17 protein-coding genes and 1 pseudogene are annotated in these 15,477 nt (G+C 71.3%); 9 read left to right on the top strand and 9 right to left on the bottom strand.

The genetic code is table 11. From position 1 onward, the window contains the following. Positions 1-174: 174 nt before the first annotated feature. A complete protein-coding gene (locus tag ABZX22_RS10880; RefSeq protein WP_354907448.1) occupies positions 175-561 on the top strand; it encodes a hypothetical protein in 387 nt (128 codons plus the stop codon). On the opposite strand, the gene ABZX22_RS10875 is transcribed toward ABZX22_RS10880, so the two are convergent. Beyond that, positions 558-1,466, bottom strand: coding sequence for a DUF3500 domain-containing protein (locus ABZX22_RS10875; protein ID WP_354907447.1), 909 nt, complete (start codon positions 1,464-1,466; stop codon positions 558-560). The genes ABZX22_RS10880 and ABZX22_RS10875 overlap by 4 nt on opposite strands. Before the next feature lie 61 nt (positions 1,467-1,527). On the opposite strand from ABZX22_RS10875, the gene ABZX22_RS10870 reads away from it, so the two are divergent. The 3 genes from ABZX22_RS10870 (at position 1,528) to ABZX22_RS10860 (ending at position 2,667) form a co-directional block, all read left to right on the top strand. Beyond that, positions 1,528-1,860 (top strand): DUF202 domain-containing protein, encoded by a 333-nt coding sequence (locus tag ABZX22_RS10870; RefSeq protein WP_354907446.1) that lies wholly within the window; start codon positions 1,528-1,530, stop codon positions 1,858-1,860. 2 nt (positions 1,861-1,862) lie between these two features. Next, positions 1,863-2,204, top strand: coding sequence for a DUF202 domain-containing protein (locus ABZX22_RS10865; RefSeq protein WP_354907445.1), 342 nt, complete (start codon positions 1,863-1,865; stop codon positions 2,202-2,204). Between the two features lie 151 nt (positions 2,205-2,355). Further along, on the top strand, positions 2,356-2,667 hold the full coding sequence (locus ABZX22_RS10860) for a hypothetical protein (RefSeq protein WP_354907444.1): 312 nt from the start codon (positions 2,356-2,358) through the stop codon (positions 2,665-2,667). Positions 2,668-2,716: 49 nt separating this feature from the next. Here ABZX22_RS10860 and ABZX22_RS10855 read toward each other — a convergent pair whose 3' ends face one another. From ABZX22_RS10855 to ABZX22_RS10840, 4 genes are all read right to left on the bottom strand, one after another. Continuing rightward, positions 2,717-4,537, bottom strand: coding sequence for an ABC transporter ATP-binding protein (locus tag ABZX22_RS10855; protein WP_354907443.1), 1,821 nt, complete (start codon positions 4,535-4,537; stop codon positions 2,717-2,719). Continuing rightward, the gene (locus ABZX22_RS10850) at positions 4,534-6,300 is read right to left on the bottom strand and encodes an ABC transporter ATP-binding protein (RefSeq protein WP_354907442.1); all 1,767 of its coding nucleotides are present in this window, start codon (positions 6,298-6,300) and stop codon (positions 4,534-4,536) included. Before ABZX22_RS10850 ends, ABZX22_RS10855 begins: the two co-directional genes overlap by 4 nt. 23 nt (positions 6,301-6,323) lie before the next feature. Next, positions 6,324-6,782 carry an anthrone oxygenase family protein gene (locus ABZX22_RS10845; RefSeq protein ID WP_354907441.1) on the bottom strand — a complete coding sequence of 153 codons (459 nt, stop codon included), beginning with the start codon at positions 6,780-6,782 and terminating at the stop codon, positions 6,324-6,326. 69 nt (positions 6,783-6,851) lie between these two features. Next, positions 6,852-7,391, bottom strand: coding sequence for a response regulator transcription factor (locus tag ABZX22_RS10840; protein WP_354907440.1), 540 nt, complete (start codon positions 7,389-7,391; stop codon positions 6,852-6,854). A gap of 101 nt (positions 7,392-7,492) precedes the next feature. Between ABZX22_RS10840 and ABZX22_RS10835 the strand changes: the two genes are divergently transcribed. Further along, positions 7,493-8,836 carry a HAMP domain-containing sensor histidine kinase gene (locus tag ABZX22_RS10835; protein WP_354907439.1) on the top strand — a complete coding sequence of 448 codons (1,344 nt, stop codon included), beginning with the start codon at positions 7,493-7,495 and terminating at the stop codon, positions 8,834-8,836. A 21-nt stretch (positions 8,837-8,857) separates the two neighbouring features. After that, a complete protein-coding gene (locus tag ABZX22_RS10830) occupies positions 8,858-10,279 on the top strand; it encodes a pyridoxal-dependent decarboxylase (RefSeq protein WP_354907438.1) in 1,422 nt (473 codons plus the stop codon). A gap of 3 nt (positions 10,280-10,282) precedes the next feature. Here ABZX22_RS10830 and ABZX22_RS10825 read toward each other — a convergent pair whose 3' ends face one another. After that, on the bottom strand, positions 10,283-11,398 hold the full coding sequence (locus ABZX22_RS10825; RefSeq protein ID WP_354907437.1) for a ferritin-like domain-containing protein: 1,116 nt from the start codon (positions 11,396-11,398) through the stop codon (positions 10,283-10,285). Between the two features lie 79 nt (positions 11,399-11,477). Here ABZX22_RS10825 and ABZX22_RS10820 point away from each other — a divergent pair, with 79 nt between their 5' ends. Further along, positions 11,478-12,122 carry a TetR/AcrR family transcriptional regulator C-terminal domain-containing protein gene (locus ABZX22_RS10820; protein WP_354907436.1) on the top strand — a complete coding sequence of 215 codons (645 nt, stop codon included), beginning with the start codon at positions 11,478-11,480 and terminating at the stop codon, positions 12,120-12,122. Between the two features lie 47 nt (positions 12,123-12,169). Here the strand turns inward: ABZX22_RS10820 and ABZX22_RS10815 are convergent, their stop codons facing one another. Next, the gene (locus tag ABZX22_RS10815) at positions 12,170-12,673 is read right to left on the bottom strand and encodes a lytic transglycosylase domain-containing protein (protein WP_354907435.1); all 504 of its coding nucleotides are present in this window, start codon (positions 12,671-12,673) and stop codon (positions 12,170-12,172) included. 302 nt (positions 12,674-12,975) lie between these two features. Beyond that, positions 12,976-13,263, bottom strand: a pseudogene (locus tag ABZX22_RS10810) (transglycosylase SLT domain-containing protein); the annotation flags it as partial. A gap of 307 nt (positions 13,264-13,570) precedes the next feature. On the opposite strand from ABZX22_RS10810, the gene ABZX22_RS10805 reads away from it, so the two are divergent. Both ABZX22_RS10805 and ABZX22_RS10800 read left to right on the top strand, forming a co-directional pair. Next, on the top strand, positions 13,571-14,056 hold the full coding sequence (locus tag ABZX22_RS10805) for a glutathione peroxidase (RefSeq protein WP_354907434.1): 486 nt from the start codon (positions 13,571-13,573) through the stop codon (positions 14,054-14,056). Further along, positions 14,053-14,451 carry a YchJ family metal-binding protein gene (locus ABZX22_RS10800; protein ID WP_354907433.1) on the top strand — a complete coding sequence of 133 codons (399 nt, stop codon included), beginning with the start codon at positions 14,053-14,055 and terminating at the stop codon, positions 14,449-14,451. The genes ABZX22_RS10805 and ABZX22_RS10800 overlap by 4 nt, the downstream gene beginning before the upstream one ends. Here the strand turns inward: ABZX22_RS10800 and ABZX22_RS10795 are convergent. Further along, positions 14,417-15,460, bottom strand: a complete 1,044-nt coding sequence (locus ABZX22_RS10795) for a LacI family DNA-binding transcriptional regulator (protein WP_354907432.1) — start codon at positions 15,458-15,460, stop codon at positions 14,417-14,419. The two genes, ABZX22_RS10800 and ABZX22_RS10795, sit on opposite strands and share 35 nt — an antisense overlap. Positions 15,461-15,477: the final 17 nt, after the last annotated feature.

Raw genomic sequence — 15,477 nt, 5'->3', positions numbered from 1 at the left:
CGGCCGCACCTGTTGATCGGCGGGTGGCGGTCGTCGCCGGGCAGGCCGTTCGGCGTCGACACCCCGGTCGCCAGGCCATGCGGGACGCGCTGCCGGGACCACGTGACGGACGGCCCCTGCTTCGACACTGTCGTGATCACCGCAAGGGGCACGACCGTTGGCTAGGGTCGAGGTATGCGACTCGTGTCCAGCAGGTTCCTGCCCCTTGCCGCTTTCGCCGCGGTCGTCTTCGCCAGCGGGTGCAGCGAGATCAACGCGACGGTCGACAAGGCCCAGGCCTGCCTGGAGGCCCCCAAGATCGTCTCCGAGACCGTCGCCAAGATCAGCGGCCTGGTCGACGATCCCGCCGCGATGGAGAAGGAGCTCGACAACGCCGCGCAGAAGCTCGGCGACGTGGCCGACAAGGCCGCCAACACCACGCTCAAGCAGGCCACCGACGACCTGGCCGCCTCCCTGCGCCGGCTCGACGTCAACAACGTCAACGAGGCGGTCGACGCCGTCCAGAAGGTCGGCAACGACACCGCGGCCTACCTCACCAAGCTGAAGGAAGCCTGCAGTTAGTGCTCGCCGGCCAGGTGGGCGGCCAGCAGTTCGGCGCCGAAGTCGGCGCCGGGCCGCCGGATGACGGTGTGCGCGTGGTTGGCGGCGTTCTGCGTGTTGTCGTACTCGATCAGCAGGCCAGGACCCTGCAGCCGGTAGTAGTGGCCGGCGCCCGGCGACAGCGGTCCCGCCCAGGCGAAGGAGAAGGCGGCAGGGTCGTGCGTGCCGCGCAGCGAGGGCGCCAGGCGGTCCAGGTAGACGTCGAGCAGGCGGGCCAGCAGGTCGCGGGGGGCGGTGGCGAGCGCGCCGCCCGGCACCCCCAGCGGCTCCAGCGTCGAGGTGACCGCCGACGTGCCGGTCAGGATGTCGGACGGCGCGACCTCCGCGACGACCGCCTGCTCGCGCAACGCGGCGGGCAGCGCCGTCACCAACGCCCTGGCCAGGTCCTCCTCCAGCGGCAGCGGCCGGACCACGGCCGCGTCGCCGTACCGGACGGCATGGGGGTTGGCGCCGAGGAACAGCGGCGCGACCTCCACCCGGCCGCCCGCGACCGTCGCCGTGACCGACACGTGGTGCCCCTCGAAGCGCCAGCCCCAGTGGTCGGCGCCGGGGCTGCCGAAGACGGCCAGATGGTAGTCGTCGCTGTGGCGGCCCCGCCGTCCCTGCTCGTCGAGGTCGAGCACCTCCTCCAGCGCCATGATCGTCACAACCTGCGCGAAGGCGTGCCGCGACAGCGCCGTGGCCAGCAGCCGGTGCGCCGCCTTGCGCGCCTCGCCGTTCAACCCGAGCAGCGAGACCCCTGGCCTGGGCGCGGGCACGTAGGTCCAGCGCAGGCGTAGCGGGTCGCCGAACGCGTAGGTGGCCGCCTGCCACTGCTCGGTGGTGAGGCAGCCGAGGAACCGGGTCGCGATCTCCGCCATGAGCATGACAACAGGATCGCCTATCCCGGCTTGTCGAGGGGAAATGGGGCCGATTTAGCGTGGTCCCATGAACGGCACCGAGCCCGACCCCCGCTTCACCCTCGCCAACGAGAGGACCTTCCTGACCTGGCTGAGCACGTCGCTCGCGCTGTGCGCGGGCGGCGTGGCGATGGCCGCGGTCTCCGACGACGTCTTCGTGCCGTGGGCGCGTACCGCGCTGTCCGTCCTGCTGGTCCTGCTGGCGGCGCTGGCCGCCGGCATGGCCTACCCGCGCTGGCGCAACATCCAGCGCGCGCTGCGCAACCAGTCGCCGCTGCCGCCGCCCGCCCTGGCCGCCGTCTTCGGGTACGGCGTGGCCGCGGTCGCCGTCGTCGCGCTCGTCCTCATCCTGATGGCCTGAGCATGTCGGCCGAGATCTGGGACCCCGGGCTGCAGAGCGAGCGGACCCGCCTGGCCTGGGTGCGCACCGCCGTCGCCCTGTCCACGGGGGGCCTCGGCGCGGCGGGACTGGCCGCCCGCGTCGGGCTCGGGCCGCTGTTCGTGGCGGGCTTCGCGCTGGCCGCGCTGTGCGGCGGCATCCTGCTGGCGCGCACCGGCGCCCGCTTCCGCCAGGTCCAGCGCGCCCTGCACAACGGCGACCCGCTCGACGGCCGCGCCGACGCGCTGGTCGCCTGGATCGGCACCCTCTGCGTGGTGGCCGGCTCGGTGTGCTTCGTCGTCACCATGGGCCTGGCCCACCTCTAGATCGCCCAGCGCGGCGTAGGCGGGCACGGCCGGCTCGTCGACGTCCTCCTCGCCTCGGAACCCTGCGGGGCCCTGCCGGCCTCGTCAACGGGTTGCGAGGACGGCAGGAGGAGGCGGACACTCGAAGAAGACCAGCTCGGAGGTGATCCGCGTGCGTGAAGACTATGACGCGCGGGAGACGTGGCCGTTCGAGTGCCAGTGCTGCTGGCATGTCTGGCAGGAGGAGTACACCGTCAGACACGTCACCGACGACCACGGCAACGAAGTCGAGGTGTGGCTGCGAGCGGGCGTGCCCGTCCAGCCCGCCAACTCCGACAAGAGCTGCCCCAAGTGCGGGGCGGTGCAGATCACGACCTTCCCCGCCGGGTACCTGGCCAGACACCCGGAAGCGCCGGTGCCCACCCCGCGTGAGGGCGCCGTGGAGACGCCGCTGAAGTTCACCTGGCGCGCGGCGATCATGTAGGACCCGCTCCCCGGGCGCGGCGCCGGCGGGCGCCGCGCCCGGGGAGGTCTCAGGCCAGGCTGTCGAGCCAGGCCTGGTGCAGGCCGGCGAAGCGGCCCGCGGAGGCGATGAGCGCCTCGGGCGGGCCGTCCTCGACGATCCTGCCGCGCTCCATCACCAGCACCCTGTCGGCGATCTCCACCGTCGACAGGCGGTGCGCGATGATGAGCGCGGTCCGGTCGGCCAGGATGGTGCGCAGGGCCCGCTGCACCATCCGCTCGCTGGGCACGTCCAGCGACGAGGTGGCCTCGTCGAGGATGAGCACCGCCGGGTCGGCGAGGAAGGCACGGGCGAAGGCCACCAGCTGGCGCTGGCCCGCCGACATCCGGCCGCCGCGCTTGCCGACCTCGGTGTCGTAGCCGTCGGGCAGCCCCGAGACGAACTCGTGCGCGCCGATGGCCTTGGCCGCGTCGACGACCTCCTTGGTGGAGGCCTCGGGCCGGCCGAACCGGATGTTGTCCGCGACCGTGCCGGAGAACAGGAAGTTCTCCTGCGTCACCATCACCACGGCCTTGCGCAGGGTGGTCTCGTCCAACTCGCGCAGGTCGACCCCGTCCAGCAGCACCCGCCCCGCCGTCGGGTCGTAGAAGCGGGAGATCAGCTTGGCCAGGGTCGTCTTGCCCGCGCCCGTCGCGCCGACCAGCGCCACGGTCTGACCGGCGGGAACCGTCAGATCGAGGGACGGCATGACGGGCATCTCCGGCACGTACGAGAACGCGGCGGCCTCGAAGCGGACCTGCCCGCGCGCCGCCGCCAGCGGTGCGCCCTTCGGCGGCTCGGGAACCGACGGTTCCTCCTCCAGCACGCCCGACAGCTTCTCCAGCGCCGCGCCCGCCGACTGCAGGGTGTTGTAGAACTGGCTGATCTCCTGCATGGGCTCGTAGAACTGGCGCAGGTAGAGCAGGAAGGCGGCCAGCACGCCGACGGTGACCTCGTCGTGGAAGGCCAGCCAGCCGCCGTAGATCAGCACACCGGCGATCGTGAGGTTGCCGATGAGCTTGATGCCCGGCATGAACACCGCGATCAGCTGCATCGCACGGGCGTTGGCGTCACGGTAGTCGGCGTTGAGCCGGCCGAAGATCTCCTGGTTGCGCGGCTCGCGGCGGAAGGCCTGGACGGCCTTGATGCCGGTCATCGACTCCACGAAGTGCACGATGACCAGCGCCACCGTCTCCCTGGTGCGCCGGTAGGTGATCGCCGACTGGCGGCGGAACCACCGGGTGAACAGCAGCAGGAGCGGCAGCGGCACCAGCGCCACCAGGCCCAGGTGCACGTCGAGGATCAGCAGCAGCGCCGCCGTGCCGAACATCGTCAGCACCGCGGTGACCAGGCCGTCGAAGCCCGACTGCAGCAGCTCGGCGATCGCCTCGATGTCGGAGGTGAGCCGGGAGATGACCCGGCCGGAGGTGTACTTCTCGTGGAAGGAGAGCGACAGCCGCTGGAAGTGGTCGAAGACCCTGCGGCGCAGCTCCAGCAGGATGTCCTGGCCGATCCGGCCGGACAGGTTGAGGAAGACCTGCCTGGTCAGCGCCTGGGTGACGGCGGCGGCCAGGATGACCCCGACCACCGTCAGCAGCGTGACCGAACCCTCTCCGCGCAGCATCGGCGGGATGCCCGAGTCGATGCCGACCTTCACCAGGTAGGGGATGGCCAGGCCCGCGCCGCTGGAGCAGATGATGATCGCGGTCAGCAGCGCGATCGGCCTGCGGTGCGGCCTCAGCAGGTCGCCCAGCAGGGCGCGCGAGCGGGTGCGCAGCAGCAGGGAGACCTTCTCCGGCAGGTCGTCCTTGTTCTCCGAGGCGACGCCCCGCCAGTCGGTGGTGGCCGTCAACGCAGGGCTCCTTCCTCGGACAGGTCGGCGTCCTGGGCCAGCAGCGAGCGGTACTCGGGCACCTCGGCCAGCAGGGCCTGGTGCCTGCCGACGTGGGTGATCGTGCCGTCACGCAGCAGCGCCACCTTGTCGGCCAGCAGCACCGTCGAGGCGCGGTGCGCGATCACGATGCCGGTCGCCTCGCGCAGCACGTGGCGCAGCGCCTCCTCCACCAGCGCCTCGGTCTCCACGTCGAGCGCCGACAGCGTGTCGTCGAGGACGAGGATCTTCGGCTTGGACAGCACGGCTCTGGCCAGAGCAAGGCGCTGCCGCTGCCCTCCCGACAGCGACATGCCCTGCTCGCCGATACGGGTGTCGAGGCCCCACGGCAGGTCGTGGACAAACGTCGCCTGCGCCACCTCGAGCGCCTCGCGCACCTCCTCGTCGGAGGCGTCGCGGTTGCCGAGCGTGAGGTTCTCGCGCACGCTCATCGAGAACAGCGTGGGCTCCTCGAACGCGGTGGCCACCACCTCCCTCAGCGAGCTCAGCTTCAGGTCGCGCACGTCGTGGCCGTCGATGGTGACCCGTCCCGAGGTGACGTCGATCAGCCGGGGGACCAGCGCGGTGAGCGTCGTCTTGCCCGAACCCGTGGCGCCCACGACGGCCACCGTCTCGCCCGGCCGTACGTCGAGCCGGACGTCGTGGAGCACCGGGCGGTCGGCGCCGGGGAAGCGGAAGCCGACGCCCTCCAGCCGCAGGTGGCCGCGCGGGTGCTCGATCGTCTCGGTGCCGTCCTGGATCGCGGGGACGGTGTCCATGACCTCAAGGACGCGGTCGGCCGAGGTCATCGACTCCTGCGCCATCGCCAGGATGTAGCCGAGGCTCGCGATCGGCCAGACCAGCTGCAGCACCAGCGTGGTGAACGCCACCAGCGAGCCCGGCGAGAGCGAGCCGGACCCCACCGCGAGCGCGCCCAATAACAGGACCAGGGCCAGCGTGAGGTTGGGGATCACCTCGAGGAAGGTGAAGAAGCGCGCCGACAGGCCGACCTTCTCGAGCGAGGTCGCGTGGACCTTGCGCGCGGACTCGTCGAAGGTGTCGAAGACGTGGTGCCGGCGGCCGAATGCCTTGATCGTGCGGATTCCGATCGCCGACTCCTCGACGAGCGTGGCGAGGTCGCCCTGCTCGTCCTGGACCTGGCGGGAGATCGTGATGTACTTCTTCTCGAAGCGCAGCGACACCCAGACGATGGGCACGGCCGAGGCCGCCACCAGCAGCCCGAGCGGCCAGTACATGTTCAGCAGCACGATCGTCACCGTGGTGAGCTGGATGACGTTCATGACCAGGAAGAGCATGCCGAAGCCGAGGAAGCGGCGGATGGTCGACAGGTCCGTCGTGGCGCGCGAGAGCAGCTGGCCCGACTGCCACTCGTTGTGGAAGGCCATCGGCAGGCGCTGCAGATGCTGGTAGAGGTCGTCGCGGATCCTGGTCTCGAGGCCGAGCACGGGACCGGTCTGCGTCCAGCGGCGCAGGAAGATCATCAGGGCCTCGGCGACGCCGACGCCGACCGCCAGCAGGCCCAGCGGGAGCAGGTCCGCGGTCTGCCCGGCGTCGATCACCTCCTTGCCCACCAGGGGGAAGGTGATGCTGGCGGCTATGCCGAGGATGGCGACGAGCCAGATGAAGACCAGCTTGCCGACGAAGGGGCGCAGGTAGGACCGCATGCGCCACAGCGAGTTGGAAGAGAGCAGGGGACGGCTGGGAATCTTCGTATCGGGAGGCATCTCCTCTAGGTTAAGCCCCGGGATCAAGCCGTTTTCGTGAGTTGGGGCTCCAGCATCGCGCGCACGAGGCAGGCCGTCGCGGCGGTCGACAGGACGGCCCTGACCAGGTTCCATGCCACCCACGGGCCCTCGAACTGCGCTCTCGTGAGGGTTCCCGCGGCGAGGGCGTCGTTGAGCGGGACGTTGACGGCCGAGGTCGTCACGAAACCGACCAGGTAGAGGGCCAGCCCCGCCAGTATCCAGAGCGCGGCAGGTCTGGCGCGGCGGTGACGGATCAGTGCCCAGATGGGCAGGACCAGGCCGGCCAGGAAGGGCGCGAGGAAGGCGGGGTTGATGATGGCGGCGTTGATGTGGTTCATGACGGCGACGAAGGTACGGTCGCCGGCGGCCGCGAGGCCGGGCATGACCGCGATCGAGAAACCGTAGTACGTGCCGGCGACCAGGCCGGTCGCCAGCGCGGAGAGACCCAGGACGATTCGCATGCCGGTATTCAAGCGGGCCGCCCGTCCGTCTCTCCATCGCTGAGACTCTCACCCGCATGCGCGCCCGTATCACCCGGTGGCCACCCGGGGCGCGGCGACGCCCGCGGCGCGCCGGGCGGCCAGGTAGTGCAGCAGGTCGAACTCCCTCGGGCTCAGCTCCAGCGGCACGCCGTCGAGCGTCGCCTCGCGCGCCCCCACGTCCACGCGGAGCCCGCCCACCTCGATGCCCTGATACTCCTCGGCGGGCGCGCCCCCTCGGCGCAGCACCGCCCTGATCCTCGCCTCCAGCTGCTCGGCGCCGAACGGTTTGATCACGTAGTCGTCGGCGCCCGCGTTGAGCGCCTTGACGATCTCCGACTCGGCGTCCCTGGCCGAGGCCACCACGACCGGGGTGGCGCTGACCGCCCGCAGCATCCGCAGCAGTTCGCAGCCGTCGACGTCGGGCAGGCCCAGATCGAGGACCACGACGTCGGGGCGGCTGCCCATCACCTGGTGCAGCCCGCCCATGGCCGTGGGGCTGGAGGAGACCGCGTGGCCGCGCTCGGTCAGCGCCCTGCTCAGCGCCGTCCTGATCGCCGCGTCGTCCTCGATGAGGAGAACATGCACCACGAGGTCACGCTATCCGCGCTTTCGCGGCCTTGACCCGCGCGCGACGGTCTCCATGCCACACCGAGACCCGCACCTGATGGCCGGTCGGTGACCGTGGAAGTGTGCACCTCGGCAGTTTGCGCCCGCGCTCGATCAGGGCCCGCATGACGGCCGCCACCGTGGTCGGCTTCGGCGTCGTCCTGCTCGCCGGAGTCGTGGCACTCTGCCTGGCCCTGGCCCTTCCCGGCCGGGTGCGCGCCCAGCTGGTCGACCGCGCCGACCAGGCCAGCAGGCAGGTCACCCTGCTGGTCGACGACGAGCCCGTCCACGGCCCGATCCCGCCGCAGCACGGCGTGGCGCTCCTGCAGGTCGTGGACGCGGACGGCAGGGTGGTGGCGGCCGGCGAAGCGCTGCGGGGACGGCCGCCGCTGACCACCGCGCGTCCCGCGGCGGGCGACTCCCGGGTGCAGACGCGGGTGTGCGGTGGCGAGCAGCGGTGCCTCATCGTCGTCGGCACCTCCAACCGGTCCACCCCCTACGGCCCGGTCATCGCCTACGCGGCGGTCAGGGAGTCGATCGCCCTGGACGTCCCGCTGATCGCCGGGGTCCTCTCTCTTGCCGCCGCCGTCCTGCTCGCGCTCATGGCCTGGGCCACCTGGGTCGGCGTCGGCAGGGTCCTGGCGCCCGTCGAGCGCATCAGGTCGGGTCTGGAGCAGATCAGCGCCACCGACCTGAGCGACCGCATCGCGGTGCCCGGGACCGGCGACGAGGTGGCCGAGCTGGCCATCACCGTCAACGACACGCTGCAGCGGCTGGAGGACGCGGTCGGCCGGCACCGCCGCTTCGTCTCCGACGCCTCCCACGAGCTTCGCACGCCGCTGACGGCGATGCTGGTCCGGCTGGAGGGCAGGCCCGAGGGAGAGGACGCCGACAGGACCCTGGGCGAGGCGCTCGGTGACGCCCGGCGGCTGTCGGCCATCGTGCAGGACCTGCTGCTCCTGGCGCGCCTCGACGCGGGCGTGCGCCCGCCCGACGAGCTGCTCGACCTGGGCAAGCTGGTGACCGACGAGGTCGGCAGGCGGCCCTCCCGCCTGCCGTTCACCACCTCTGTCGAGCCGGGCCTGATGGTGCGCGGCAACCGGCTGCGGCTGGACAGGCTGCTGACCAACCTGCTGTCGAACGCCGACAGGTACGGCGAGAGCGCCGTCCACGTCACCGTGGCCCGCGACGGCCGCGACGCCGTCGTCGAGGTGAGCGACGACGGCCCCGGCATCCCCGCCGACCAGCGCGAGGCCGTCTTCCGGCGCTTCACCAGGCTGGACAGCGCCCGCTCGCGCGACATCGGCGGCACCGGCCTCGGCCTGCCCATCGCCCGCGACATCGCCGTCGCCCACGGCGGCAGCCTGGTGGTCGCCGACAACGGCCGCGGGGGCGCACGGCTCGTCCTGCGCCTGCCGCTGAGGTGATCCGTCATGCAGAATCCGGCTATGCATGATCCACTGTTCGAGCGGGACGCCGCTCCCGCGGCCCTGGACCTCGTCGCCCGCGCCGCCGGCCCCTTCCTCGGCACCTTGACCGACCGCCCGGTCCACGACCACGCCGCCGACCACCTCATGGACCTCCTCGACGGTCCCCTCCCCGACAGGGGCGAGGGGACGCTGGCGGCCGTCGAGGAACTGCTCGCCGTGGGCACCAGGGCGTCGACACAGACCTCGGGCCCGCGTTTCTTCCACTTCGTCGTCGGCGGCGCCACCCCCGCGGCGCAGGCGGGCGACTGGGTGACCTCGCTGCTCGACCAGGCCGGCGGGCTGCACCTGACCTCGCCGCTGGCGGCGCGGGCGGAGAAGGTGGTGCTGGCGTGGTTGAAGGATCTGTGCGGGCTGCCGGAGCCGTACGGGGGAGTGCTGACGCCGAGCGCGACGTTCGCCAACCTGACCGGGCTGGCCTGCGCGCGGCAGTGGTGGGGCGAACGGCACGGCGCCGACATCGTCTCGCAAGGGCTGGCCGGGCTGCCGCGGATGCCGGTGCTGGCCGGCGGCTACATCCATCCCAGCAGCCGCAAGGCGCTGCAGATCCTCGGCGTGGGCCGCGACGGCGTGACGGTGTGCGCGCGCGACGACGCCGGCCGTGTCGACCTGGCCGCCATGGAACGGGAGCTGGCCGCGCTCGACGGGCCCGCGGTGATCGTCGGCAACGCGGGCGAGGTCAACACCGGCGACTTCGACCCCATCGCCGCCCTGGCCGACCTCGCCGAGCGGTACGGCGCGTGGCTGCACGTGGACGGTGCGTTCGGGCTGTTCGCCGCGGCCTCACCGCGCCTGCGCCACCTCGTGGCGGGCGTCGAACGCGCCCACTCCGTCGCCGCCGACGGCCACAAGTGGCTGAACGTCCCCTACGAGAGCGGCTTCGCCTTCGTCCACGACCAGGACCTGATGTTCAGGGCGTTCGGCGCGTGGGGCGCCCACTACCTGCCCTCCGACGTCAACTACAACAACCTCGGCCCGGAGTCCTCCCGCAGGGCGCGGGCCTTCCCGATCTGGGCGACCCTGCGGGCCTACGGCAGGCAGGGCTACCGGCAGCTCGTCGAGCGCCATCACGACCTGGCCCTGCGCCTGGGAGAGGCCGTGGAGAAGGCGCCCGACCTGGAGCTGCTGGCCCCCGTGACGCTCTGCGTGGTCTGCTTCCGCTACGCGCCGCCGGGCGTGCCCGAGGGCGAGCTGAACGACCTCAACCACCGCATCGGCGAGGAGTTGATCGCCGACGGCCGCTTCTACGCGGGCACGACGACCTACCGGGGGATGACCGCCCTCCGCCCCGCGATCGTGAACTGGCGCACGACGGCGGATGACATCGACGGCCTGGTGCGGGTGCTGAGGGAGGTCATCGCCCGCGTCCACCCGGCCGGATAGGCGTCAGGAGGTCGTGCCCAGTGCGACGGTCTCGGCGACCTCGGCGTGGCGCTCGGCCTCCTCGGCGGCGAAGCGTTCGGCGTCGAGCCTGTCGGCGATGTCCTCGTCCTGCTTCATGAGCGCCTCGAGCGACTGCCCAGCCATCTCCAGCACGCCCATGTCGGCGTAGGCCTGCTGCAGGCGCGGCGACCACAGGCCGATGTCCTTCACGCACGGCACGATCCTGCTGAACAGCAGTGACCTGAACAGCCGCAGGTACTCCGACTCGTCGACGGCCCGCATCGCCTCGGCCACCTCCGCCTGCGACAGGCCGAGTGTCTCCCACGTCTCCCTGCCGCGCAGCCGGTCGCGCATGAGGTAGCAGCCCTCGATGACGAAGTCCTCGCGCTCGCGCAGCTCGCTCTCCGACAGGTTCTTGTAGTAGTCGCGCAGCGCCATCCGGCCGAAGGCCACGTGCCTGGCCTCGTCCTGCATGACGTAGGCGAGGATCTGCTTGGGCAGCGGCTTGGTGGTGATGTCGCGCATGACGCCGAACGCGGCCAGCGCCAGCCCCTCGATCAGCACCTGCATCCCCAGGTACGGCATGTCCCACCGCGAATCCGTCAGGGTGGAGTCCAGCAGCGACTTGAGGTGCTCGTTGATCGGGTAGGCCAGGCCCACCTTCTCCTGAAGGAATCGCGCGTAGGTCTCGGCGTGCCTGGCCTCGTCCATCGTCTGGGTGGCGGCGTAGAACTTGGAGTCGAGGTCGGGCACCGACTCCACGATGCGCGCCGAGCAGATCATCGCGCCCTGCTCGCCGTGCAGGAACTGGGAGAACTGCCAGGCGGCGCCGTGCCTGCGCACCTCGGCGCGGGTCCTGTCGTCCATCCGCTCCCACAGCGGCGTGCCGTGGATGGCGATGGTGGTGTCCGGGATGCCGAGCACGTCGTACGGATCGACCTCCAGGTCCCAGTCGATCCTCTTCACCGAGTCCCACTGCTTGTCCTTGCCCTTCTGGTACAGGGCGAGCATGCGGTCCCTGCCGTCGTCGTACTCCCAGGTGAAACGGCTGGACCCGGCCATGTCCACGTTCCACGTGGAGAGCTCTGCGGGGATCGTGTAGAGATCGTGCGTCGACATGCGGCCTCCAGGGGGACGTACACCGTACGTATACCTCGAGCGTGGCACGTACGGTGTACGTGCGTCAATAGAATGAGCTATGCCCACCGAGCCGCTCTCCCGCGTGCGTATCGTCGCGGCCGCGATCGACCTCATCGAGCGTGAGGGCGCGGACGCGGTGTCCATGCGCAGGATCGCCGCCGACCTGAACGTCGGCGTCATGTCGCTCTACAACCACGTGCCGAACAAGGCCTCGCTGCTCGACGGCGTCGCCGAGTCGGTGCTGTCGCAGATCGAGTTCACCGACGACCCCGGCGCCCACTGGACCGACAGGGTGCGCATGCAGGCCAGGGCCTTCCGGCAGATCGCCCACCACTACCCGCGCTCCACCATGCTGGTGGTCAGCCGGCAGCTCCACTCCAACGCCGGGCTGTTCCCCGTGGAACGGGCGCTGACCACGCTGCGCCAGGCGGGTTTCGACGGCGCCGACGCGGTGCGCATGCTGCGCCTGTTCATCGCCTACGTGATCGGCTCGCTGCTGCGTGAGGTGGGAGTCACGCCGACCTTCGCGCCCGTCCCCGGCGCCCCTCCGGTCAGCGACGTGGACCCCGAGCTGTTCCCCCAGGTCAGCGAGCTGTCCTCGCTGCTGGGCTCGTGCGACCACGAGGAGGAGTTCGACTTCGGTCTCGACCTGCTCATCCAGGCCATCGCCGTCCACCTGGAAAGGAAGGGCACCCGGGGCTGAGCCCGGATGCCCTTCCACGGCAGGCGCCACTTCCCCTCGGCGGCTGCCTAGTACCAGTTGTGCGACCTGAAGTGACCCCAGGCGCCGCACGGCTTGCCGTAACGGCCCTTGATGTACTGCAGACCCCAGCGGATCTGGGTGGCGGGATTGTGCCGCCAGTCGCTTCCGGCGCCCGACATCTTCACCGCCGGCAGTGCCTGCGGAATGCCGTAAGCCCCTGAACTGGGGTTCTGCGCCCGGTGGTTCCAGTTGCTCTCCCTGGTCCACAAGCTGTCCAGGCACTGGAACTCCCGCAGCGACCACGACCTCCGTACCACGAGGTCGAGCGCGATCCGCTTGTTGGTGTTCCTGCCGGGCAGCGCGGGCCGCGCCTTCGGCTCGGCCTTGGTCGTCCACGTGGCGTGATGGATCACGTGGGGCTGGACCGCGACCGTCCAGGTCCGCTGGTGGACCGTCCCGGGCGACTCGGCGTCGGCCAGGGCGATCGTGGATGTCCCGCCGGTGAACGCCGCGGAGGCGACCACCATGGCGAGAACGCGTTTGCTGTCCAACTTGATCCTTGCAGTCGGGTCGCGTGCGGGCGGACCTTCGTGAAGCAAGGGTCCTGCCGATCCGCGCCCGTGGCTCGGGCGAGAATGGGCCCGCGCGGCCTCCGAGGTCCTTTCCCGTCCGATCGACCTGGACGGCCCGGAAGGCACCGCGACGATGTCTCTAGGCGGTTTCTAATACGCCATGTCGCCCCTGGTGCGTGATCTCAGACGCCGGAAGAAGAGGACTTTGCCGCTGAGCGGTCTCGCCTTGGACCGGCCCGGCGGCCCGATGACCATGCGTATTCGAACACCGGGTGCGGAGATCAGTACCAGCCCCGCCCCTGGAAGTGGGACCAGGCGGCGCACGGCGAGCCGTACCTCTTCTTGATGTAGGACAGGCCCCAGGTGATCTGCGTCCTGGGGTTGGTGCGCCAGTCCCGGCCGGCGCTGACCATCTTCCGTCCGGGCAGCGCCTGCGGGATGCCGTAGGCGCCCGAGCCGCTGCCGGCCCGGTGGTTCCATCCGCTCTCCCTGGCCCACAGCCGCTCCAGGCAGCCGAACTGGGCTCGGGTCCATCCCTTGGCCGCGACCATGGGCCTGGCGATGGCCTTGTTCCTCGCGCCGGTGGTGGCGCTGCCGGTCGCGCCGGCGTCCGCGGACGCCGCCGTCGCTGTTCCCGCTCCCGACACCACGACCGTGGCGGTCAGGAGCAAGGCTCTGGTACGGCGGAGCGTAGGCATGCGGTCTTCCCTTCGGAGGGGTCGGGGGACTGCGTCACCCTGCCGCACTCGCGCTATTTGTCGCTAATTGACCATGAAAAGGTAGATCGTCAGTAAAGAACATGATCTATGGCTGTACAGGGGGTTTAGCGAGAAAAAGTGGACTCTGTCACATTTCTTGGGAAGGTAGGGTCGGATCATGAATCTCCGAGACATCCCGGTCCGCACCCTCGCGGACGCCCCGACCACGCTCGCCGAGCTGGCCGGCGACAAGGCCCTGCTCATCGTCAACGTGGCCTCCAGGTGCGGCCTGACCCCGCAGTACACCGGCCTGGTGAGGCTCCAGCAGGAGTACGGGCCGCGGGGCTTCAGCGTGGTCGGCGTGCCGTGCAACCAGTTCATGGGCCAGGAGCCCGGCACGGCCGAGGAGATCCAGGAGTTCTGCTCCACCACCTACGGCGTCGACTTCCCGCTGCTGGAGAAGGCCGACGTCAACGGCGCCGACCGGCACCCGCTCTACGGCCCGCTCACCGCCACGCCCGACGCCGACGGCGAGGCCGGCGACATCCAGTGGAACTTCGAGAAGTTCCTCGTCGACCGCGAGGGGACGGTGGTGGCCAGGTTCAGGCCGCGCACCGAGCCGTCCGACCCCGCCGTCACCGCCGCGATCGAGAAGCTCCTGTGAGTGGGCGAACCTGCCCGTGCGGGCTGCCCGCGGCCTACGAGGACTGCTGCGGGCGGCTGCACCGCGGGGCGGCGGCGGCCGAGACCGCCGAGCAGCTCATGCGCTCCCGTTTCAGCGCCTTCGCGGTGGGCGACGCCGCCTACCTGCTCAGCAGCTGGCACCCGTCGACCAGGCCCGCCGAGATCACCTTCGAGCCGTACCTGCGGTGGAAGCGGCTGTCGATCGTGAGCACGAGCGGCGGCGGGGCCGGCGACACCGAGGGGACGGTCGAGTTCCGCGCCCGCTACAGCCAGGCCGGCAGGGCAGGGGAGATGCGCGAGGTCAGCAGGTTCACCCGGCACGAGGGCGCCTGGGTGTACCTCACCGGCGAGGCCCGCAGCTCCCACGCACGATGAGCTCGGTGGGCAGCAGCACGCTGCGCGGGCGCCTGGCGCCCGACCTGAGCACCAGCTCGGCCGCCCGGTAGCCGAGATCCTGGCCCGGCTGGGCGATCACCGTCAGCGGGGGCGAGCACAGCTCGGCCCACGGCACGTCGTCGTACATCACCAGCGACAGGTCGCCCGGGATGCGCAGGCCGAGCTCCCGCGCGGTCAGCACGGCCGCCTCGCCCAGCGCGCTGCCGCCGGCCACCAGCGCGGTGACGTCGCCCCGGCTCTGGAGCAGCCCCGAGGCGGCGGCGTAGGCCGAGTCGCGGCTGCCGCCGGCGGAGACGATCAGCTCCTCGTCCGCCAGCGTGCCCATCGCCTCCCGGAAGGCGGCCACCCGGCGGGCGCGCCCAGGGCCGCCGAGGTAGGCGATGCGGCGATGGCCGAGGCCCTTGAGGTACTGCACCGCCGTACGGACACCGGAGCGGTCGTCGGCCAGGACGGCGGGGATGGCGCTGTCGGGACGGGGCGGTGTCCGCAGGCCGTCGAGCATCAGCAGGTCGTCGAGCGGCTCGTCGGACGGCTCGTCCTCCTGGGGCTGCTCGCCGACGAACACCACCGTCATGCCCGCCCTGATCGCCGGGCCCCACGCCTCGGCGTCGCCCGAGGGCACGGCGATCACCCGGTCGACGCTCTGCTCCAGCAGCATGCCGATGAGCTCGGCCTCCAGCTCGGGGTCGTCGCCCGTCGAGCCGACCACGACGGGCTCGCCCGCCGAGCGGGCGCAGGCGAGCACGCCCTCGGCGAGCCTGCCGTACAGGGTGTCGGTCAGGTCGGGAACCAGCAGGCCGATGCCGCCGGCGCGCTGCTGGCGCAGATTGCGGCCCACCGCGCTGGGGCGGTAGTCGAGATGCGCGGCCACCGCGAGCACCCGCTCGCGGGTCTCCTGGCTGGCCGATCCACCGGACAGCACCCGGGAGACCGTGGCCACGCCGACGCCGGCGGCCTCCGCCACGTCCTTGATGGTGGTGCGCTTCATGGAAACGATTCCACCAC

Origin of the sequence: Nonomuraea sp. NPDC003804 (assembly GCF_040610675.1) — a bacterium.
Lineage (GTDB): Bacteria > Actinomycetota > Actinomycetes > Streptosporangiales > Streptosporangiaceae > Nonomuraea.
Note: the sequence above shows the minus strand (reverse complement) of the source record. Positions and strands in the feature narration are given on the sequence as shown.